Origin of the sequence: Coprococcus sp. AF102-57, from assembly GCF_027686195.1 — a bacterium.
GTDB classification, from domain to species: domain Bacteria; phylum Bacillota; class Clostridia; order Lachnospirales; family Lachnospiraceae; genus Allocoprococcus; species Allocoprococcus comes.
In genome coordinates, this window is sequence record NZ_JAQCSY010000015.1 from 32,048 (window position 1) to 53,052 (window position 21,005).

Sequence of the window (21,005 nt, forward strand, 5' to 3'; positions counted from 1 at the left end):
GGACGCACTTTTGTGTGATCTTGCAGAAACATATCATATCTATGATTATAAGTCGTTACCGTGTAGAATGGTAGCGACTTTTTCTTGTGGGTTGAGGGGAAATTCGAGAATTAAAATGAAAATAGCAGGGATTGAGCCGATACCGGAACAAATGCTTATGGCGGCTATTGCGGATGGAACGCGCACGACTGCCTGGTTGCAATCTGAGGATGGAGCGACCGGGAAAAACCGTCCGAAGTCATTGCTTGGAATGATCCTGGGCGATGGAAAGGAAAAATCTAAAGAAATTCAGACGTTTGATTCTGGAGAAGATTTTGACAGAGAATGGGCGAGATTGACGGGAAAGGAGGGATAAGATGGCTACGGAACTTGCAAAAGCGTATGTGCAGATCATACCATCGGCGGTAGGAATTCAGGGAAGAATTCAAAAAGAAATAGAGCCGGAAGCAGACTCAGCCGGAAGTTCTTTTGGCGGGAAAATGGTTGGCATGATCAAAAAGGTTATTGCCGCAGCAGCAATCGGGAAAGCTCTGTCAGCAAGCATCAGTGAAGGTGCAGCACTCGAACAGAGTCTTGGTGGAATCGAAACATTATTTAAAGATTCTGCCGATAAAGTGAAAGCAAATGCGGCAAAAGCCTACCAGACAGCAGGAATGAGTGCAAATGACTACATGGAACTCACTACAAGCTTTTCAGCGAGCCTTCTTAGTTCCCTTGCTGGCGACACCTCCAAAGCTGCAGATGTGGCAGATATGGCAATGGTAGATATGTCTGATAATGCGAATAAGATGGGAACCAATATGGAAGACATCAAAAATGCATATCAGGGATTCGCCAAACAGAACTATACAATGCTGGACAACCTGAAGCTTGGATATGGTGGTACGAAGTCGGAGATGGAGCGTCTCTTGGCAGATGCACAGAAAATCAGTGGCGTGGAATACAATATTGATAATCTATCAGATGTCTACAGTGCAATTCACGTGATCCAGGGACAGTTGGATATTACCGGGACGACAGCCAAAGAAGCGGCAACGACTATATCAGGATCATTTAATCAGATGAAAGCAGCGGCCAAAAACGTAATGGGAGAAATTGCTCTGGGGATGGATGTAGGACCGGCACTTAATGAACTGGCGAATACGATCATAACCTTTGCAGTTGGAAATCTGCTTCCGGCAGTATGGAATGTTATATCTGCACTTCCATCAGCAATCGTTACATTTGTAACGGCACTCGGTCCACAACTGTTTGTTGCAGTGTCTGGACTGATTCCGCAAATTGCAAGCGGAATCACAACAGGAATACCGATTCTTTATCAGAGCGCAATGCAGCTTATGGATCAGTTTAATATCGGAATCCAGGAGCAACTCCCGATCTTGTTGCAGAAGGGTGTGGATTTCATAACAAACATTGTGAATGGAATCTTGCAAAATTTACCGCAAGTAATAACGATGGCGGGCAATATTATTACATATTTTGCCAACACAATTATTTCTATGTTTCCGACTGTTTTGAGTGCAGGTGCATCATTGCTGCTGAAACTTGTAAATGGCATCATAAATAATTTGCCACAAATTGCTCAGGCTGCAGCAACTGCAATTGTGCGTTTTGTAGCGTCAATTGGACAGAATCTTCCACAGATTCTCCAGAGTGGTATTACAATTATCGGCAAACTGGCGGCAGGTTTGATACGTGCCATTCCGAATTTGGTTGGACAGATACCGGCAATTATCAGCGCAATTGTGAATGCTTTTACGAGCCAGAACTGGGGAAGTATTGGAATCAATATCATAAGCGGTATCGCATCCGGACTTCGTTCGGCGGCACATATGCTATGGGATGCTGTAAAAGGTGTTCTTGGTGGATTTAAAGAAAATGTTCTGGCATTCTTCGGAATTCACTCACCGTCACGTTGGGGAATGTTTGTTGGAGAGATGATAGACACCGGTATTGCGAATGGACTTACCGGAAACACATCGTTGATCTCTAATGCTGCAGAAGAACTCCAAAAATCACTCAAGAAACCTGTCGGGACAAGCTTGGATTTTGCGGTTTCTGGAAGAAATAGCACTGAAAACGAGAACAATGCGCTCATTGAAAAACTGGAACAGTTGTTGGAGTATTTGAAAACAACATCCAAACGAGGAGAAACTATCGTGATCAATCTGAATGACAGAGAGGTAATGAGAGTATTAAGAGAAATGGGGGTTGTGCTTGAATGATTGAGATCAAATATGTGTGTTCCAATGGAGAGGAATATAATCTGATTGGTGATAAGATGAGAGCAACCTCCGGATATTTCCACGCTTACGAATGGATACCAAATACTACAGAAAAAGAAATGGGAGTGGCGGTAAATTCTTTCACGAAAGAACCGGTGGTGTATGATATTACACTTACGGTGCGAGGGAAAGAATTTGAGAGAAAGCAGTTTCTGAATAAGCTTACCAATGCGTTTGAATATGATGTGGTGAATCTGTCACCTGGAAGGATTTATTATGGAAAATATTACATTGACGGATATATAAAGAAATCGAGCAATGAGGTTTCAGGTGAAAATAATAGCAGAACAGATTGCAAGATAGAAATATACTGTCCGTACCCGTTTTGGTCAATGGAACAGGAACAGAGCTTTTATCCGGATTCGGCAAACAAAGGAGAAGCATACGGATTTTTGGAATATCCGTATGACTATCCATATGATTATTCAAGAAAAAGCGCTGGCACACAGAACTGGTTTATTGATCATTTTCGTGATAATAATTTTGAAATTGTGATATATGGACCATGTGCAGATCCAAGAATCATTATCAATGATTATCCATATCAGATATATGAGACTTTGGAAAATGGAGAATACATTTTGATAAAGAGCAGGGATAAGACGATTACGAAACATCTTGGAAATGGAACGATCCAAAACATTTTTGCGAAAAGAGCAAAAGATAAAAGTGTGTTTTCTTTAATTCCGTCAGGCATGCTGACATTGAACTGGAGTGGCGAATTTGGTTTTGATATCAAAGTGTATAAGGAGAGGAGCGTGCCGGAATGGAGTTAATCTACACAGATCCAAATGGTAAAGAACTTGGATATATCCTAAATGCAAATATTGATATGGAAATCGGAGAGGATGAAAAGAACTCCATAAATGATTTTGAAATTGAATTTAAACGGTCAGGTTGGGATGGAACGATTGAATTTGGAAGCCAACTGTATGTTCCTGATACGGAGTATGGTGGGATTGTACAGGAAATCTCGACAAGTACAAAGGCGAATAGCATTACCACAAAAGGGTATACGTGGCGTGGAATGATGACAAAGAAGATTATTCAGCCTGGAAGTGGACAGGACTATGCAACGGTAGAAGGCGAACTGAATACAATCGTAAAGCAGAAAGTGCAGGAGGCTTTCCCAGGGCTTTTTTACGGCGTGAGTGAAGATACCGGTGTAGAAGTAACGAATTATCAGTTCGATCGGTATTGCACACTTCATGAAGGACTCCGAAAAATGCTGCAGTCTGTTGGATATCGTATGGAAATTAAGTATATCCAGGGCGATAAATACGAAATGGGATACGTGCAGGTAAAAGCAGTTCCTATTGTAGATTATTCATCGGAATATGAATTTTCAAATGATCAGAATATGAACTTCAAAATGGATGATAACAGAAGAGGCGTTAATCATTTGATTTGTCTTGGAAAAGGAGAATTGAAAGATCGCCTGGTAATTCATCTGTATGTTGGCCAGAATGGGGAAATAGGACAGGAGCAGTATTTTAAAGGGACGGATGAAATTGTGGAAATCTACGACAGTTCAGGATCGGAACGAGATGATCTCCTGAAAAATGGGATAAAAAAACTGGAAGAATCAAAGAATAAAACGGAATATGATATGACTATGGAGAAAATCGAAGGAAACATGGATGTTGGAGATGTTGTAGGTGGACGAGATTATCTTACCGGTGCAAGCATGAAGAAACCAATCGGACGTAAGATTTGGACAATTTCAGAGGGTAAAGAAAAAATAGAATATAAATTGGAAGGAGAGTCTTAATGGATATCATCACAGGATATACAGGAAGTCCACATGTTACTGCTGAACAGGACAGAGATGTGAATATAGGAATTTTTGGAGCAGAATCATACGTTTTGCGAACTGGATCACAGTTAAAGGCTGAAGTGTCGTCAAATAATGAAATCAAGGTACGTGATGGAGTTATCATGCATCAAGGGTGTGCTGCATCAATCAAAAAGAATACATATGATTCACTAACGATTGCAAATGGGTCACAGGGAATGAAGAGAGTAGACCTTATCGTGGCACGATACAGCAGGGATCAGAACACAAAAGAAGAATCACTTGTGTTGAAAGTAATTCAAGGAACGCCAAAAGAAAGCGGTCCGGCAGTACCAGGATATACTATAGGAGATATCCAAGCTGGGGATTTGATTGCGGACATGCCGTTGTATCAGGTAACTCTTAATGGACTTAATATTACAGAAGTGAAGCAGCTGTTTGCGACACAGGATTCGATTGCTGAATTAAGTAGCAATTTGACAAAAGCAAATTCCAAAATAACGACCACGAATACGAATCTTGCAAAAACCAACACTGTTTTAGAAAACAGAAAACCAATAATCGAAGATTCAACTGCGCAAGGAACAGTAAATTGGGATACTAATAAATTCTTGAAATCTGGTGTTACATATGCTTTTGTTGTTACGGTTTCCTCGAATCTTAACAGCGAAAACTATAAGCAAGAAATTTCTTGTGCATTAAACAGTGTAAATATGGGAGACAACGGAAACTATTACAAACTAACATCTACCTTTATGGGGAAATGTTCCAAGGGCGATAAGCTTCATATTACTTCGTACAAAAATGGAGGCACATGGACTCTTTTTGCGACAAGAGCTATTTTTATACCAGTTAGCTAAAATAAGCCGTTGTTGCAATCATTACGAATGAGGCACTATCTGTACCGACGATATATACTCCACCATTATGCATAACTATCGGAATAAGACACTCGTATACGTTATAACTCATTTTAAATATTTAAGTGCATAAGTAAATAAACTTATTTATTTACACTCGGCATTAGTCGGGTGTTTTTGTTATGCGCTTTTATATATGTAACTTTATCAACCAGTCAAAGGAGGGATTCTGAACTAAGTTGCTATTTAGTTCAGAATCCCTCTAAAAAGAAGAAAGGGGCAAACAGAAAAATGAAAATCACATTCAATGATGGTCAGGAACTGCAGATCCAGCAGGTCACTGAGCAGACGGATGGCGCACTTCTGATCAAGACCATTTCAGCATCCGAGGATCAACTGAAGACTTTATTCTCTGATCAGACAACAACTAAGAGAATGTCTGTGAGCGAACGGGATGCAGATACCGTTGTGTATGAAAACTACACAAAGCTCGATGCAATCGTGAAGTACACGGCCGGCATTCTTGGTGTGTTAATGTACCGGGAAGGAGAAGATCCGGACAGCCGGATAGCAGCTCTGGAGGCAAGACTTAAAGAGGCAGAAGAGAAAAATACAGACCTGCAGTCAAGAGTCGGAAAAGCGGAGGAGGAAAATGAAATGCTCAAAGGATGCATTCTGGAAATGTCTGAAACGGTATATCAGTAAAACGATAATTGTATTAACCATTTTATTCATATTATTACAAATTTCAGGAGGAAAAGAAATGATGGCAATGTTATGGGCACAGCAGATTATGTTAGGAAAGAAAACTTATTCACAGGTACCGAGACTTTTAAAGGACAAGGTAAAAGAGGTCCTGATTGATTCCGGAGCAGAAGATCTGGTAACAGAAGACAAGCAGTAGAGGTGAAGCGTAGATGGCAGTAAAAACAGCTCAATATATATTTAATGGTCAGGCATACAATCTGACCTATAATTCGACCTCCGGGAAATGGGAAGCTACGGTTACGGCTCCAAGTAAGTCGAGCTATAATCAGCCGGATCATGTTCTTGGCGGAACAGTAAAGGCTACAGATGAGGCCGGCAATACTACCACGGTAGATCAGAGTCATACTACTCTCGGCGCACCACTTAAACTTCGCGTAAAAGAAAAGACAGCACCGACTATTACGATCACGGCACCGTCTGCAGGAGCGTATATCACAAATACAACTCCGACAATCGAATTCCAGGTAAAAGATGCGGATTCAGGGGTTAATGCAGGAACAATCGCAGTCACAGTTGATGGTACAGCCGTATCGACGGTAACAAAGACTGCTATTGACGGTGGATATAAGTGCACATGCACATCACCGACGTTAAAAGATGGATCGCATACGATTTCGGTCAAGGCATCCGACAACGATGGTAATGCAGCTGCAGCTAAGACAGCAACATTTACAGTTGATACAGTGCCTCCGACACTGCAGATCACGGCTCCATCAAATGACCTTGTAACCAATAAGAAGACAGTGACGATAACCGGTAAAACGGATGATGTTACATCTAAGCCAGTGACGGTAACGGTAAATGGAGCAACCGTAACAGTTGGAACAGATGGAACATTTACGAAAGAAGTGACTCTTGTTGAGGGTGCAAATACCATCACGATCGTGGCGAAAGACAAAGCCGGAAAGACTACTACAGTCACACGTAAGGTTACTGTCGATACGTCAGCTCCGGTGATTAAGTCAATCACTCTTACTCCGAACCCAGTAGACTGTGGAAAGACATTCATTATCGCTGTTGAAATTACAGACTAGGCGGTGAGCCTATGATAGTAAAGGTAAGCGGTAAGATAGACGGAAAAGAAGTAATATTTGAAAGAGCTGAAGGGGACCAGTGGAATGTCGAGGTCCCTTATGATTTGGATGGAATGTATGTGGTGGAATTGACGGCAGAAAACGATGCTGGCAATATTGCATACTGCACGAAGATGCTGTTGATCGTTGATCCAGCTACTCTATGCGTAAGACTTGTTCCACTTGATTATATGGTGGAAGTTGTTCCGGAAGACTGTAAGGTTACAGTTATTCCGGAAGATTATGCTGTAGAGGCAGTTCCGGATCAGTATCAAGTTATCGCAGAGCCAGATCCGCTCTTTGTGGAGGTAATTTATCCGATACACGGAAGGGGGTGTTGTTGTGAACAAAATTAGATTTATCCTGGGCGAAGACAAGCACGTTAAGCTATTGGTGCGAAGTCCTAACGATGAGCCATTTACGATTCTGACAGCATCTTATGAGCTGGCACGTTACACAGACATCGTGGTGCAAGGAGAGTGTGATATCAATGGTCATTATCTCGATTGCAAGATTGCTCCGAAAGAAAAAGGAACACATATATTGGAAGTAACGTATACGGTTGCGGATTCGATCAGGAAGGCAAGGATAGAAGTAGAGGTGGTTTAATGCTTAAAATTACAGATGTGAAATTAAGTAAAAATACGGTTGCGACCGGGGAAAAATTTACGATTTCTGTACAGATCCAGGAAACGGTTGATTATCCGTATGACTATCCATACGATTATCCGATATCTTATACCGGAACAGCAAAGCCGGTAAATTCATAAAGAAAGAATGAGGAATATGAAAGTGGAACAGGCAAATTATATCAAAGCAATTTTTACGGCAGTATTTGCTTTCCTGTCGGCGCTTCTTGGAGTGCTTGCAGTGCCGGTGATTCTGCTGGTGGCATGTAATCTGATTGATTATGCTACCGGACTTATGGCAAGCAAATACAGAGCACAGGATATCAATTCCTATAAAAGCATCAGAGGAATCTTCAAAAAGGTATCCATGTGGCTATTGGTTGTTGTAGGAGCAATAATTGACGAAATGCTTCTATATGCGTCCGCCTCAATCGGCTGGAAGTCACCGGTTACATTTCTGGTGGCGTGTGTCGTGGCAATGTGGCTGATCTGCAATGAGATTATCAGTATTTTAGAGAACATTCAGGACATGGGAGTGAATATCCCGGCATTTCTGCAGCCACTTGTGAAGCACATCCGATCGCAGGTGGAAGACCAGGTGAAAGTAGATAATGATTCAGAGGGTGAATAGTTGCCCTCTTTTTGAAAGGAGTAGATATTATGGCGCATTTATTTGTTATAGCTGGTCACGGTGCCGGCGATTGCGGAGCCGTAGGTTATGGATATACGGAGGCGGAGAGGGTAAGATACCTTGTAGCAAGACTGGCTGCACTCGGCGGAAGTAATGTAACTGTAGCAGATATGAATCGTAACTGGTATGCAGATAACGGGATCATGTCGCTTAATATCCCAAAAGACTGGCAAATTGTGGAGTTTCACATGGATAGTGCTTCAGCAGCTGCGAATGGCGGACATGTAATCATTAAAGAGGGATATAATCCAGATCAGTATGATACCGCTCTTTCAAATTTTATTGGTAATTTCTTTCCGGGACGTGCAAATAAAATTGTGGAAAAAAACGATCTTGCCAATGCAAATAGAGCAGCCTATAAAGGTTATAGCTATCGTCTTCTGGAAAACGGTTTTATTACAAACTCCGGCGATTTGAGCAAATTTAACAATCGGACAGATGAGTTGGCAAGCGGAATCCTTAGTGCATTTGGCATCTCTGCTATTGCTCTGGTAGCGTCAACTGATCAGATCGATGGAGCTATTAAGTCCGGTGGTACGTTCCAGGATAAGAAAGATGTATTTGGATCCGTATCATATCAGGTCCATGCAAGAGATATTGGCTGGTGCAACTGGCAGTCTGACGGAAAGATGGCTGGATCTACTGGTCAGAATCGCCGAATTGAAGCTTTTAGACTTAATCCAGTAGGAGAAACAAATGTAGTAGTACATATCAAAGACATTGGAAATAAAGAGTATAAGAATATTACAAAAGATACAATCCTTGGAACAACAGGTCAGAACAAGCGTATTGAATCTATCAAGATTACCGGTAAGGACACCTGCTATCTGTACAAAGTCCAGCAGAAGAATATTGGCTGGTCAGACTGGATGAGCAATGGTGAATGGGCTGGCACGCAAGGAAAAGGTCTTCAGATCGAAGCGATTGAAATCAAGAAAACTATGTTCACGGTTAATCCGCATGTTCAGAATAGAGGATGGCTTGGAGATCGCGCTGCAGAAACTGTAATTGGTATTACTGGACATAATCTCCGGCTGGAAGCATTTAAGGTCAATCCGGGTGATAAACGGATTGGAGTGAAAGCTCATATCGAGGGAAGTGGTTGGAAAGACTACGGCGTAGTTACAAAAGATACTGTAATCGGAACTGTAGGACAGAACAAGCGAATAGAATGTCTATGCTTTAATGGCGACTTCCAATATCGTGTCCATGTTCAGAATTCAGGCTGGACAGATTGGACAAAAGCTGATGGTGTTTCTACACTTGGTACAGTTGGTCAGGCATTAAGAATTGAAGCTATTCAGTTTAGATAAACGGATAGTTGAGAAGCTATTCAACCCGAATTTAATTTACACAGGACAGAGATTACGGGTGAAATAATAAATATTGTCTTGTACTAACTAAACTACCCCAAAACCAGTAACAAGAGTCAAATTAATTCCTTCATCCGCAAAATACCCATTTTCAATAGCAACGTATTGCGGGGCATAGAAGATAGAATGGGCGACTTCGTTCAGTGTCACAGAGACAGGAGAAGAATTGGTGTCATGATTGGCTTGGGAAGTGACGGTTTCAGCTTTAGGATTCGTAGCATTATCATCGGCAGGTGCAGAGCTGCAGGCTGATAAAAGGCCGACAGTTATAGCAGAAACAAAAAGTAAGGATATAAAATTTTTTTTCATAAGTCCTCCTGGGTGGTATAACATTCTCATTTAAGATATGCAAAAAATGTGAAATTGGTGTTTTTATCTGATAGCCAATCGCTCTCCGCTGAAGATTTTGAAACTCCAGAACAACCTGCAACTAAAAGTCCCTTGTTTTATCATATAATTTATCCGAGTAATATGGAAGATAAATAATAGCAAAAGTATAAGCCATATGTTTCGCTTCGGTTAAGTCATTTGTCCTTTTTTCACCATAATATTTGCTCATAAGTGGCTGACTTCCATCACCTATGCTCTGCAATATCAGGTTGATGATCACCAGTGAAATATTAGGAGTCAGAGCAAGTCCGAAAGGAGCGAGTCCTGCCTTAAAAATTGATTTGTATAGAGAACCGAATTCACCAGCATTTGCACAAATTTCCAGTTTTTTTTTACCACAAAATGCACAAGAACCGAAAACGGCTTGTTGATTAATTTGTCCCAAGAGAGTAAACTGAAACATAAGACATTTGGGGTGTGTGTATCTGAGAAAAACTGAAAAAAGATAAAATAATGGAGGTGCGGTTATGGGATTCTGGATTTTTATGCTTATAATGGATTTACTGATTCCGTTTACAATGATCGGTTTCGGAAAAATGTTTTTGAAAAAAGCACCGGATCAGATCAATTATGTGTTTGGTTACAGAACATCAATGTCAATGAAGAATCAGGACACCTGGGTATTTGCACATCATTATTGCGGAAAGATCTGGTATATCTGTGGACTTATTCTTTTGGTGGTATCTTTAATTGTGTTACTTCTGGTTATGGGAAAGTCTAATGATGCCATAGGAAATGTCGGTGGAATTCTGTGTGTATTTCAGATGATTCCACTGGTGGGTTCGATCATACCGACGGAGATTGCACTCAGGAAAAATTTTGATAAATATGGAAATAAAAGATAAATCAGGAGGATGCCATGAAAATAGCAGTATTTTTCCCAGGCATTGGTTATCATTGTGATAAGCCACTTTTGTACTATGCAAGAAAACTGGTTCAGGAATATGGATATGAAAAGATAGTCATGCAGGAGTATTCCTATAATGGCAAAAATATACGCGGCGATAAAAAGAAAATGCAAGAGGCATTTGAGTGCTTGTATGCGCAGGCAGAAAAGAAGCTTGAAGAAATCGCATTTGACGAGTACAGTGAAGTTTTATTTATTTCCAAAAGCGTAGGAACCATTATTGCATCCGCTTATGCTGAGAAATATAAGATAAAATGCTGCCAGATTTTGTATACCCCGCTTGAACAGACTTTTATGTTTGAACATGATGATGCAATTGCATTTATTGGAACTGCGGATCCGTGGAGCGATGTAAAAAAAGTAATTGCATGTTCAAAGAATCAGGCAGTTCCGATTTATGTGTATGAGGATGCCAATCATTCATTGGAAAAAGAAAATATTTTACAAAACATTGATATCCTGAAAAACGTAATGGAAAAGACACAGAAGTATTTGTGGTAGCTATTCCAGGAAAGCGAACCTATTTGCACTGGAGGTGTCGAATAAATCCCGTGCAATCCGGATAACGTCGTGTGCATAGGATGGAAGATATCCTCCATGGCGGTGTGCCACTGGGAAGGGGAGTTGAATAGGAAAAGCCTATTTTTTACCAGGAAGATCAGAAAAAACTGATAGAGTAAAAAAATCAGGTTGTGGAGGAGAAGATGAGATTAAGGAATATCTTGATTGTCGTAAAAGACATTGAAAAGTCAAAAAAATTCTATCATGATCTGTTTGGTCTGGATATCATTCTGGACAATGATGGAAACGTTATTCTGACAGAAGGACTTGTTTTACAGGACGAAAAAGTCTGGAAGGATGTTACAGGAAAAGAAGTTGTCCCGGAGAATAATTCCTGTGAACTTTATTTTGAAGAGCGGAATATTGAAGCATTTACTGAAAAATTAGAAAAACTGTATCCGGAAACCAAATATGTCACCAGGCTGATGACGTACAGCTGGGGACAGAAAGTGATCCGTTTTTATGATCTGGACGGCAATCTGATTGAAGTCAGGACACCGATGCGGGGATAAAGAGAAAATAACATACATCAGGAGGACAACAAAATGGCAGCGGTACTTTTACATGCAGCATCGCTGGTGTTTGTCATGGTTCTTGGAATTTTATTGAAAAAGACGGGAATCGTCGGCAATCCGGCAAGGGTACTCCGAAAGGTTGAAAAATAGAAAATTTGCGAGGTGAGAGAAGATGAAGATAAAATCAGTTGCAGTTTTAGGTGCGGGAGCAGTAGGCTCTTATGTGATCTGGGGTCTTTCTGAAAAATCAGATATCCGGCTTGGAGTGATCGCTGAAGGAGAAAGAGCAGAACGTCTGAAAAAGAACGGATGTGCGATCAATGGCAAGACTTACCATCCGGAAGTGTGGACTCCAGATGAGGCACATGACGTGGATCTGATGGTGGTTGCTTTGAAATACGGTTCACTGGAAGGTGCTTTGGAGAGTATACAAAAAGCAACAGGCGAGCATACGGCGATCATGAGTCTGATGAACGGTATTGACAGCGAAGAGATCATTGGCAGAACAGTGGGAATGGAGCATGTGTTACCGGCACTGATCAAAGTGGCTTCACATAAAGAGGAAGACGGTTATCATTTTGATCCACCGACCACACTTGGAATCATTTTCGGAGAACCGTCCGCACCGTTCGACAGCGAGCGGGTGAAAGCAGTGGAAGAGTTATTTGCAGATACCGGGATTCATTTCCGCTCCACAGAGTATATTCAGGAAGAGATCTGGTGCAAGTTCTGCCTGAATGTGTGCAGCAATCTGCCGCAGGCGATTCTGGGAGCAGGCGTTGGATGTTACCGTGACAGCGTGCACATGAAAGCAATCAGTGACGGATTAAAAAGAGAGCTGGAAGCAGTCGCACAGGCAAAAGGAATCGATATGAGCAAGACCGAAAGCTCGTCCGGACGTGGAAGTGCGGTTCCACCGTCAGCCAGATATTCCACCTTGCAGGATCTGGATGCCGGATGCCACACGGAAATCGATATGTTCTCCGGCGCGCTTGTTCGGATGGGAAAAGAGCTTGGAATCCCGATGCCGTATAATGAATACACCTATCATATGATCAAGGCGCTGGAAGAGAAAAACGATGGTAAATTTGATTATACCGGGAAGGAAGAACTGACCTGGTCAAAGTAGAAAATATAGAGCGGGTATGTTATGCTGAAATCAGCATAAATTAAAATGTGCGATTTCGGGACGAGATGTAAGATCTGATTCTCGTAAAAAGAATAATATAAAATGAAAAAAAGAAAGAGAGAGAAAGCATGAACGAATTATATGAAGCAATTGAAAAGAAAATCAAATCATCCGGATATCCGAGACTGATTTCCGGAGAGGATGTATACGATGATATCTGTGATCAAATTGAAGGAAAGGAAAATGGAGAATATATTTTACTTTCCAAATTTGATGATGATGTCGTGTTTGAATATCATATCACGATTCAGGATGATGATTTTAATCTTGGAATCCTGACCATGAAGACACCAGAAGGCGTATTTGAAGTAGATTTTGATGAGGAATAGAAGATGAAGATTACCGTTTATCTTGGTGCAAATGAAGGAAATGTTTTCCGAACGTCTGGAATTTCTCCAGAATAATTTTTATTCTTATGGCGAATATGCCATGGTTGGAACAAAGGGCTATTGCTATGAAGGAAAAGATACGATCGAACATTTTGAAAAGCTGCGCAGCCGGGAAATCGAGCGCCTGAGGGTTTCTTTGGAGATGGCGAAAAAGGCAGGATACCAGAAATTTACCGGGATGATTTTTGTAGAAAATGAGACAAAGGATGTTCTATGCTTTTTCATGTTATAGTAGTAGTTACCAGCGTAAATATAAGGAACGGTTTCGGACAAAAAGAGCGAAACCGTTCCTTATTTGGTTGATAGAAGTCACTCACATTTCTCCGGATCAATTTTCGGCGGCTGATAATGATAGACTTCTTCGTAGGATTCCAGCTCTGCTCTGTTTGTGGGACCGACAGGAATCAGACCGGTGCAGTCCTGCGCAGATGCTGCATTAGACAGATAATCGTAGGAATCGATGATCTTCTGATTGGATTTTTTGCGGGATGAAATATCAGAATGTTTTTCTTTTTTCATAGGGACCTCCTTATTTGATATGGCACAGGCAGAAAAAAGTGAAAATCTTAAAAACTGCCGGCAGGATAAGATAAGTATGTGCTGATAGGTAGAAAGTATGTATGAAAAAAACGGTTTCTGTCTCATTTGGGTTTGAAAACTATGTGAGATAGAAAGAAAGCCGTCTGTTAAACGCATCAGGGCAAAAAATACTTGCATTCTGAGTTTAAGAAGACCATAATAGCAAAGGGATTTTTTTGAAATTATTTGAAATCAGGAATGAAGTAAGAGAGAAGCAGAGGAAAAAGGGAGTTAAAAGAAAATGGAACAAAAGCATATGTTCACAAATAAAATGATTGCAAATCTTCTAATACCGGTCGTTCTGGAACAGCTTCTGAATTCCATCATGGGAACAGCGGACACAATGATGGTAAGCAATGTGGGATCTGCGGCGATTTCAGCAGTATCGCTGGTGGATTCGATCAATGTGCTGGTGATCCAGGCGTTTTCTGCGCTGGCGGCAGGAGGTGCGATCGTCTGTGCACAGTATATCGGACAGAAGAATGTGAAGCGGGCAAATGAATCCGCAAGGCAGGTGCTGTTTATTATTACGGCAATTTCGGTTGTGATCAGCCTGATCTGTCTTGTTTTCCAAAAGCCGATGCTGCGTCTGATATTTGGATCAGTGGAGGCGGAGGTCATGCGTGCGTCGGAAATTTATTTCTTCTACACGGCACTGTCCTTTCCGTTTATCGCAGCTTATGATTCGGCAGCATCGATTTTCAGGGCACAGGATAATACGAAAGGTCCGATGCTCATTTCCATGGTATCCAATGTGATGAACATTGCAGGAAATGCAATGCTGATCTGGGGATTTCATATGGGTGTTGCAGGGGCAGCACTTGCAACTCTGATTTCACGTGTTTTCTGTGCAGTTGTAGTTCTGGCCCAGCTGCGTCAGGACAGGCAGCCGATCGTGGTGCGTGATTATCTGAAAATCCGTCCAGACTTCCGGATGATCCGGAGAATTCTAAGTATCGGTATCCCGTCAGGGATAGAGAACAGTATGTTCCAGCTTGGAAAGCTTGCGATTCAGTCCTCCGTATCAACGCTCGGCACAGTGGCAATCGCGGCACAGGCAATGACGAGTATTCTGGAAAATCTGAATGGAATTGCAGCAATCGGAGTTGGCGTTGGGTTGATGACGATTGTTGGACAGTGTATTGGGGCTGGCAGAAAAGATGAAGCGGTTTACTATATCAAAAAGCTTTGTATGATTGCGGAAGTGATTCTGATCATCAGCTGTCTGAGTGTATTTGTACTGACAAAACCGATCACGATCCTTGGTGGTATGGAAAAAGAAAGTGCGGATATGTGTATCCATATGACGATGTGGATCACGATTGTAAAGCCATTGGTATGGATTATGGCATTTATCCCGGGCTATGGTATGCGCGCAGCCGGGGATGTGAAATTTTCAATGCTCACATCTTGCACGACGATGTGGCTGTGCCGTTTTTGCCTCAGCGTATTTATGATCCGGGTAGTTGGTGTCGGAGCGATGGGCGTGTGGATCGGAATGTTTTCAGACTGGACACTCCGTGGGATTATTTTTTCGTGGAGATTTCATAGCAGAAAGTGGCTGAAGCATCAGGTGATTTAAAATTCTTACATAGATTTTACATGGCAGATCCTTTGGATTTTACATACCTTTGTTAAGATTCTGTTAAAGGTAAGGAATTTGGAAAGGAAGATGTAAAATGAGAAAGCTGTGGGATTTCTGGAAGAATAAAAAATATGGAAAAAAGAGTATGACAGGATGGTTTCTGCTGACGAATGCATTATTGTGTGGGGTTATAGGTGCAGCACTTTGGGGAGTTGTCAGTCTGGTGGCGTTAAAAGAAATATCCTGGCTGATCATATTTGCAGGATATGCGATTGTTTTCCCGGGATTCCTCGGAGGTGTACTTTTTGCAATGAATGCGGAAACAACGATGGATGAATTAGAGATAAAATAAACTGACAGAGAAGCGGAAATATCAGAAATGGTATTTCCGCTTTTTTCGATACAAATGATGAGAATTGCGAGAGTGCAAAGCACGTAGCAATCTGGTATCAAAGGGGTCAAAATACCTTTTGCCACAACATTAAATGATGTGAATGTCAAAAGTGAATTTTGATTCTTACATCATACAAATACAAATTTACAATTTTTACAGATTGTATAGAAAGAAAATACGGAAAAGACTGGTTATTATAGAGCTGATTTGGTAAAATAAAGACAATAATAAGAAGCAGGTGATGAAATATGGACAGTCAGAAGAAAGATCCGCTCTATAAAAGTTTTGGATACGCATTTGAAGGGATTGGTACCTGTATCAAAAAAGAGCGGAATATGAAGATTCACTGTGCGGCAGCGATTCTGGTAGTGATTGCCGGAGTGATATTGAAGATCTCATCGCTGGAATGGTGCATCTGCCTGACACTTTTTGGGCTTATCATGGCGCTAGAGCTGGTCAATACCGCAGTAGAAGCGGTGGTCGATCTGGTGACGGAAGAGCGGAAGCCACTTGCAAAGATTGCAAAAGATACAGCAGCAGGTGCGGTTCTGATTGCAGCAATTATGGCAGCGATCGCCGGGATTATTATTTTTCTGCCAAAGGGACTTACATTCCTTGGGTTTTAAAGCAGATTGAAATTGTGAAAGGAGATAGACGTTATGGGAAGTTTAGGAGATGGAGTTAAGAAAGTATTACTTGCAGGGATTGGTACAGCAGCAGTAACTGCAGAAAAGTCAAAAGAGGTTCTGGATAAGATGGCAGAACGTGGAGAAGCAGCTGTAGAACAGGGAAAAGTTCTGAATCAGGAACTTCGCCACAATATCAAGAAGACTGTAAAAGAAAATGTCAATGTTTCTGTTAAGACATCTTCACCGGAAGAACTGGACGAGCTGCTTGATAAGATGACACCGGAGCAGATTGAACAGCTCAAAGAAAGAATTTATGAGCGTGAAGCAGCAGTTTCTGAAGAAGAAACAGAAAAAGTAGAAGAAGCTGTAGAACAGGCAGGAGAGACGGCTGAAACTGTTGAAACAGAGACGACAGAGGAAGCAGCAAAAGAAGTTGAAGCAATCGAATCTGGCAACGAGGGCATGAATGAGTAACAAAAACCAGCCAAAAGAGTCAAATAAATATGGTTCCAGACTGCGGGAGATGACAGCAGTCCTCAGAAAACATGGGATTACCGGTGGACTTACCCCGGAAAAGCTCCGGTTGATCCTGGAGGATCTGGGACCGACTTATATTAAGCTTGGTCAGATCATGTCACTGCATTCCGACATTCTTCCGAAAAGCTATTGTGAAGAACTAATGCGGCTTCATTCCGAGGTGACACCGATGCCATTTGAACAGGTAACAGAAGTGATCCGCAAGTCCTACGGTTATGAGTGGAACGAAGTGTTCCAGAGCATTGATGTGCATCCACTGGGATCGGCATCGATCGCACAGGTTCACCGGGCGGTTCTGAAGACTGGGGAAGACGTTGTCGTCAAAGTTCAGAGGCAGGGCATCTATAAGGTAATGTCCAGAGATATCAGTCTGCTCCACAAAGCGGCAAAGCTGGTTCCACCAGGTACGATCAAGGACATGGTGGATATTAACATGGTTCTGGACGAGCTCTGGACTGTCACCCAGCAGGAGATGAATTTCCTTCTGGAGGCAGCCAGTATGGAAGAATTTGCCCAGCGCAATCAGGATGTGGCTTTTGTTACAACGCCTCGGCTCTATCGCGAATATACGACGAACCATGTGCTAGTGATGGAATATATTGATGGATTTGCAATCAACGATAAAGAAAATCTGCTGGCAAATGGCTATGATCTGAATGAGATTGGAACAAAGCTTGTAGATAATTACATTCGCCAGGTTATGGAGGACGGTTTTTTTCATGCTGATCCACACCCGGGCAATGTGCGTATCCGTGATGGAAAGATTGTCTGGATCGATATGGGAATGATGGGAAGACTTACCGAGCGTGACCGGGAACAGATCAGCAATGCAGTCAAAGGTGTGGCAGAGAATGACATCGGTCTGATCCAGGAAGCGGTGATGGCACTTGGCGAGTTCCGCGGAAAGCCGGATCAGAGCAAGCTGTATGAAGATATCAATAATCTGATGGCAAAATATGGAACGATTGATATGGGTGATATTGATATTGCGGAAGTTATGCAGGATCTGATGGAAGTGATGAAGGAAAATAAAATTTCCATGCCTCATGGACTTACTATGCTTGCAAGAGGACTCGCCAATATGGAAGGTGTGCTTGCCGAGATCAGTCCGCAGATCAACATGGTTGAGATTGCGGCGGCACGGATGAAGGAGAGCTTTCTGACGAAGGAACAGTGGAAAAAAGAGATAAAGAATGATGCAAAAAGACTGTATCGTTCTCTTCACAAGGCAATGGATATTCCTTCCCTTGCAGCAGACATCCTGCAGGGTCACATGAAAGGACAGACCAGAGTCAATCTGGATCTTCATACTTCGGATGAGCTTTCCGGGTTGCTCAGGAGGTTGGTGCGGAATATTGTAATGGGGCTGTGGGTGATGGCACTTCTGATCAGTTCCAGCATTATCTGTACAACCAATATGCAGCCAAGGTTGTGGGGGATTCCGGCAATCGGTGCGTTTGGATATCTGATGGCATTTGCCATTGTAATGTATGTTTTTATCAAACATATCTTTTCAAAAAAATAAATAAACAGGGGGAAAAGAGATGCGGAAGGAGTTTTATACAGGGCATCTTTTTGATGTATATCGTTATTTTGGAGCGCATAAAGAGGGTGAAAATTTTATTTTCCGTGTGTTTGCGCCATCGGCAAAAGGAGTGTGCGTATTTGGAGAATTCAGTAACTGGACAGAGATCCCGATGTATCAGGAGGAACAGAGCGGTGTATATGTGTCAGAGCCGATTCCGGCGAAGACTGGTCAGCTGTATAAGTACTGCATTTACACAGCAAATGGCGGAAGGGTAGAGCACTGTGATCCATATGGCTTCCAGATGGAATTAAGACCAGGAGATTGCTCAATCTTAACGGATCTTTATAGTTATAAATTTAAGGATGAAAAATGGATGAAGAACCGGACAGTCGGATTTGACAGTCCGGTCAATATCTATGAGATCCATGCAGGATCCTGGAGAAAAAAAGGAGAAGGGCAGACCGACTGGTATACTTATATTGAGCTTGCAAAGCTTCTGATTCCTTATGTAAAAAAGAATCATTATACTCATATTGAGATGATGCCGCTTTCCGAGCATCCTTTCGACGGATCCTGGGGATATCAGAATACCGGATTTTTTGCGCCGACCGCACGTTATGGAACACCGGATGAGCTGAAAAAATTTGTGGATGAGTGTCACCAGGCAGGAATTGGTGTGATCATGGATTTTGTTCCGGTACATTTTGCAGTCGATTATTATGGACTGAAAGAATTTGACGGAACCTGTCTGTATGAATATCCAAATGCGGCAGTAGGTGAAAGCGAATGGGGAAGCTGTAATTTCATGCATTCCAGAGGGGAAGTACGATGTTTCTTACAGTCGGCAGCAAATTACTGGCTGAGTGAGTTCCATTTTGACGGAATCCGTATGGATGCAGTCAGCCGTCTGATCTACTGGCAGGGTGACGAGGCCAGGGGTGTTAACGGAACGACACTGGATTTTCTGAAGGTGATGAACCAGGGACTAAAGTCCCTTCATCCGACAGCCATGCTGATCGCAGAAGATTCCACCAATTTTCCAGGTGTTACCAAACCGGTTGACCAGGGAGGACTTGGTTTTGATTACAAGTGGGATCTTGGTTTCATGCACGATACACTGGAATATTTCCAGAGTGCACCAGAATACAGAAGCAGAGATTATCATAAGCTGACATTTTCGATGATGTATTATTATAATGAGCGTTTTTTGCTGGAATACTGTCATGACGAAGTGGTACATGGAAAGGCAACGATTCTCCAGAAGATGAACGGAGAATATGAGGATAAGTTCCCGCAGGCAAGAGCTATGTATCTGTATATGATGGCGCATCCTGGTAAGAAGCTGAATTTCATGGGAAATGAATTCGGTCAGCTTCGCGAGTGGGATGAAAGCCGCGAGCAGGACTGGGATATCCTAAAATATCCGCTCCATGATGCATTTCACCGTTATATGATCGAACTGAACCGTATCGGTCAGGAAAATGATGCATTCTGGCATGATTATGATCCGGAGAATTTCAAATGGCTGGACTGCCATCAGGAAGAACGCTGTATCTATGCGATCAAAAGAAAAGGAAAAAATAAGAACTTTATCGCGATATTCAACTTCTCAGACGAAGAACAGGAAGATTACGAACTGGATACCGAAGAAGAAGGAAAACTCAGTGTGATACTGGATACGGACTGGGACGAATATGGAGGAAATACAAAAAAGAAAAAGACATTGCCGGCAAAAGCAAAAAAAGGGACGCATGTGACGCTGGACCTGCCGCCGTTTTCGGGGATTTTGCTGATGAGTTAGGTGGTGGGAAAGGGACGCCCGGGGCAGAACGATATTTCTGCTTTCGGGCGCGCTTTCGCTCCGCAAAAAACGCAGCGGTACTAAGTTCGGTGATCCCGCAAGCGTTATCCCCTCACTAAGTGCCGGCGTTTTTTGAGGGCCCGCCAGCAGAATTATCGTTCTGCCCCGGGCTGTGCTATGACACCAGAACCGCATCGGCGAAGGGAGAAGACGGCACCATACTAAGCGCACAAAAAACTGATACCAGAGGGACGGCATCCGCTGCGCGTCGCCTGATATGTTGTCTGACGGGAAGTGGTGGCAATGGATTTATGTAGGATGCCAATTAGTAGATACTATAAAATTTAATATCGGTACTGGAAAAGTATAAGTGAATGATATGAAGTTTACGTTCCTGAGCAACCTATCCCACTGAAATTAAAATAGTATTTTCCCAGTGCGGCAGCGAAGCGCCTCCGCACAACTTGTACTGGAGCGACAAACGCAAGCACCCATGCATTCGGAATGAACCCCATCGGAAACGTCGG

Annotated in this window: 28 protein-coding genes; 25 read left to right on the plus strand and 3 right to left on the minus strand. The window is 42.3% G+C overall.

What is annotated here, in order from left to right:
- The first annotated feature begins 115 nt into the window (after positions 1-115).
- From PGZ10_RS10595 to PGZ10_RS10655, 13 genes are all read left to right on the plus strand, one after another.
- Complete coding sequence (locus PGZ10_RS10595; RefSeq protein WP_270541398.1) at positions 116-355, plus strand: DUF5361 domain-containing protein; 240 nt, start codon at positions 116-118, stop codon at positions 353-355.
- Position 356: 1 nt separating this feature from the next.
- Positions 357-2,225 carry a phage tail protein gene (locus PGZ10_RS10600; protein WP_270541399.1) on the plus strand — a complete coding sequence of 623 codons (1,869 nt, stop codon included), beginning with the start codon at positions 357-359 and terminating at the stop codon, positions 2,223-2,225.
- A complete protein-coding gene (locus PGZ10_RS10605) occupies positions 2,222-3,061 on the plus strand; it encodes a phage tail protein (RefSeq protein WP_173684927.1) in 840 nt (279 codons plus the stop codon). Before PGZ10_RS10600 ends, PGZ10_RS10605 begins: the two co-directional genes overlap by 4 nt.
- Positions 3,052-4,056 carry a Gp37-like protein gene (locus PGZ10_RS10610; protein ID WP_173684926.1) on the plus strand — a complete coding sequence of 335 codons (1,005 nt, stop codon included), beginning with the start codon at positions 3,052-3,054 and terminating at the stop codon, positions 4,054-4,056. The genes PGZ10_RS10605 and PGZ10_RS10610 overlap by 10 nt, the downstream gene beginning before the upstream one ends.
- Positions 4,056-4,940, plus strand: a complete 885-nt coding sequence (locus PGZ10_RS10615; RefSeq protein ID WP_270541400.1) for a hypothetical protein — start codon at positions 4,056-4,058, stop codon at positions 4,938-4,940. The genes PGZ10_RS10610 and PGZ10_RS10615 overlap by 1 nt, the downstream gene beginning before the upstream one ends.
- 291 nt (positions 4,941-5,231) lie before the next feature.
- On the plus strand, positions 5,232-5,645 hold the full coding sequence (locus tag PGZ10_RS10620) for a hypothetical protein (protein ID WP_270541402.1): 414 nt from the start codon (positions 5,232-5,234) through the stop codon (positions 5,643-5,645).
- 58 nt (positions 5,646-5,703) lie between these two features.
- Complete coding sequence (locus tag PGZ10_RS10625) at positions 5,704-5,844, plus strand: CD1375 family protein (protein ID WP_172676495.1); 141 nt, start codon at positions 5,704-5,706, stop codon at positions 5,842-5,844.
- Positions 5,845-5,857: 13 nt separating this feature from the next.
- Entirely contained in the window at positions 5,858-6,742 is an 885-nt protein-coding gene (locus PGZ10_RS10630) for an Ig-like domain-containing protein (protein WP_270541404.1), read from the plus strand.
- An 11-nt stretch (positions 6,743-6,753) separates the two neighbouring features.
- A complete protein-coding gene (locus PGZ10_RS10635; protein ID WP_270541405.1) occupies positions 6,754-7,137 on the plus strand; it encodes a PF13754 domain-containing protein in 384 nt (127 codons plus the stop codon).
- Positions 7,124-7,390, plus strand: coding sequence for a hypothetical protein (locus tag PGZ10_RS10640; protein WP_173684920.1), 267 nt, complete (start codon positions 7,124-7,126; stop codon positions 7,388-7,390). The genes PGZ10_RS10635 and PGZ10_RS10640 overlap by 14 nt, the downstream gene beginning before the upstream one ends.
- Positions 7,390-7,551, plus strand: a complete 162-nt coding sequence (locus PGZ10_RS10645) for a hypothetical protein (protein WP_172676494.1) — start codon at positions 7,390-7,392, stop codon at positions 7,549-7,551. Before PGZ10_RS10640 ends, PGZ10_RS10645 begins: the two co-directional genes overlap by 1 nt.
- Positions 7,552-7,567: 16 nt before the next feature.
- The gene (locus PGZ10_RS10650) at positions 7,568-8,041 is read left to right on the plus strand and encodes a phage holin family protein (RefSeq protein ID WP_270541406.1); all 474 of its coding nucleotides are present in this window, start codon (positions 7,568-7,570) and stop codon (positions 8,039-8,041) included.
- Between the two features lie 29 nt (positions 8,042-8,070).
- Positions 8,071-9,414 carry an N-acetylmuramoyl-L-alanine amidase gene (locus PGZ10_RS10655; RefSeq protein WP_270541407.1) on the plus strand — a complete coding sequence of 448 codons (1,344 nt, stop codon included), beginning with the start codon at positions 8,071-8,073 and terminating at the stop codon, positions 9,412-9,414.
- Between the two features lie 87 nt (positions 9,415-9,501).
- Here the strand turns inward: PGZ10_RS10655 and PGZ10_RS10660 are convergent, their stop codons facing one another.
- Complete coding sequence (locus PGZ10_RS10660; protein WP_243277277.1) at positions 9,502-9,783, minus strand: ABC transporter substrate-binding protein; 282 nt, start codon at positions 9,781-9,783, stop codon at positions 9,502-9,504.
- Between the two features lie 121 nt (positions 9,784-9,904).
- On the minus strand, positions 9,905-10,249 hold the full coding sequence (locus PGZ10_RS10665) for a hypothetical protein (protein WP_270541408.1): 345 nt from the start codon (positions 10,247-10,249) through the stop codon (positions 9,905-9,907).
- Between the two features lie 82 nt (positions 10,250-10,331).
- Here PGZ10_RS10665 and PGZ10_RS10670 point away from each other — a divergent pair, with 82 nt between their 5' ends.
- The 6 genes from PGZ10_RS10670 (at position 10,332) to PGZ10_RS10695 (ending at position 13,657) form a co-directional block, all read left to right on the plus strand.
- A complete protein-coding gene (locus tag PGZ10_RS10670) occupies positions 10,332-10,709 on the plus strand; it encodes an SdpI family protein (protein WP_117558887.1) in 378 nt (125 codons plus the stop codon).
- A gap of 14 nt (positions 10,710-10,723) precedes the next feature.
- Positions 10,724-11,272, plus strand: a complete 549-nt coding sequence (locus PGZ10_RS10675; protein WP_270541409.1) for an alpha/beta family hydrolase — start codon at positions 10,724-10,726, stop codon at positions 11,270-11,272.
- A 203-nt stretch (positions 11,273-11,475) separates the two neighbouring features.
- Positions 11,476-11,844 carry a VOC family protein gene (locus PGZ10_RS10680; protein WP_055262281.1) on the plus strand — a complete coding sequence of 123 codons (369 nt, stop codon included), beginning with the start codon at positions 11,476-11,478 and terminating at the stop codon, positions 11,842-11,844.
- Between the two features lie 175 nt (positions 11,845-12,019).
- Positions 12,020-12,976: a ketopantoate reductase family protein gene (locus tag PGZ10_RS10685; RefSeq protein WP_117558891.1), complete on the plus strand. Its 957-nt coding sequence runs from the start codon at positions 12,020-12,022 to the stop codon at positions 12,974-12,976.
- A 128-nt stretch (positions 12,977-13,104) separates the two neighbouring features.
- Positions 13,105-13,365 carry a hypothetical protein gene (locus PGZ10_RS10690; protein ID WP_008369481.1) on the plus strand — a complete coding sequence of 87 codons (261 nt, stop codon included), beginning with the start codon at positions 13,105-13,107 and terminating at the stop codon, positions 13,363-13,365.
- Between the two features lie 31 nt (positions 13,366-13,396).
- Complete coding sequence (locus PGZ10_RS10695; RefSeq protein ID WP_117558893.1) at positions 13,397-13,657, plus strand: hypothetical protein; 261 nt, start codon at positions 13,397-13,399, stop codon at positions 13,655-13,657.
- A gap of 77 nt (positions 13,658-13,734) precedes the next feature.
- On the opposite strand, the gene PGZ10_RS10700 is transcribed toward PGZ10_RS10695, so the two are convergent.
- A complete protein-coding gene (locus PGZ10_RS10700) occupies positions 13,735-13,944 on the minus strand; it encodes a hypothetical protein (protein ID WP_055262275.1) in 210 nt (69 codons plus the stop codon).
- 301 nt (positions 13,945-14,245) lie between these two features.
- On the opposite strand from PGZ10_RS10700, the gene PGZ10_RS10705 reads away from it, so the two are divergent.
- The 6 genes from PGZ10_RS10705 to glgB all read left to right on the plus strand — a co-directional run bounded on the left by PGZ10_RS10705 (position 14,246) and on the right by glgB (position 20,478).
- Positions 14,246-15,586 carry an MATE family efflux transporter gene (locus PGZ10_RS10705; RefSeq protein WP_270541410.1) on the plus strand — a complete coding sequence of 447 codons (1,341 nt, stop codon included), beginning with the start codon at positions 14,246-14,248 and terminating at the stop codon, positions 15,584-15,586.
- Positions 15,587-15,683: 97 nt separating this feature from the next.
- Entirely contained in the window at positions 15,684-15,941 is a 258-nt protein-coding gene (locus PGZ10_RS10710) for a hypothetical protein (protein ID WP_270205975.1), read from the plus strand.
- Between the two features lie 290 nt (positions 15,942-16,231).
- The gene (locus PGZ10_RS10715) at positions 16,232-16,609 is read left to right on the plus strand and encodes a diacylglycerol kinase family protein (RefSeq protein WP_008369472.1); all 378 of its coding nucleotides are present in this window, start codon (positions 16,232-16,234) and stop codon (positions 16,607-16,609) included.
- Positions 16,610-16,642: 33 nt separating this feature from the next.
- Positions 16,643-17,086 carry a phasin family protein gene (locus tag PGZ10_RS10720; RefSeq protein WP_270541411.1) on the plus strand — a complete coding sequence of 148 codons (444 nt, stop codon included), beginning with the start codon at positions 16,643-16,645 and terminating at the stop codon, positions 17,084-17,086.
- A complete protein-coding gene (locus PGZ10_RS10725) occupies positions 17,079-18,674 on the plus strand; it encodes an ABC1 kinase family protein (RefSeq protein WP_270541412.1) in 1,596 nt (531 codons plus the stop codon). The genes PGZ10_RS10720 and PGZ10_RS10725 overlap by 8 nt, the downstream gene beginning before the upstream one ends.
- Positions 18,675-18,693: 19 nt before the next feature.
- Positions 18,694-20,478, plus strand: coding sequence for a 1,4-alpha-glucan branching protein GlgB (glgB, locus tag PGZ10_RS10730; RefSeq protein ID WP_270541414.1), 1,785 nt, complete (start codon positions 18,694-18,696; stop codon positions 20,476-20,478).
- Positions 20,479-21,005 lie beyond the last annotated feature (527 nt).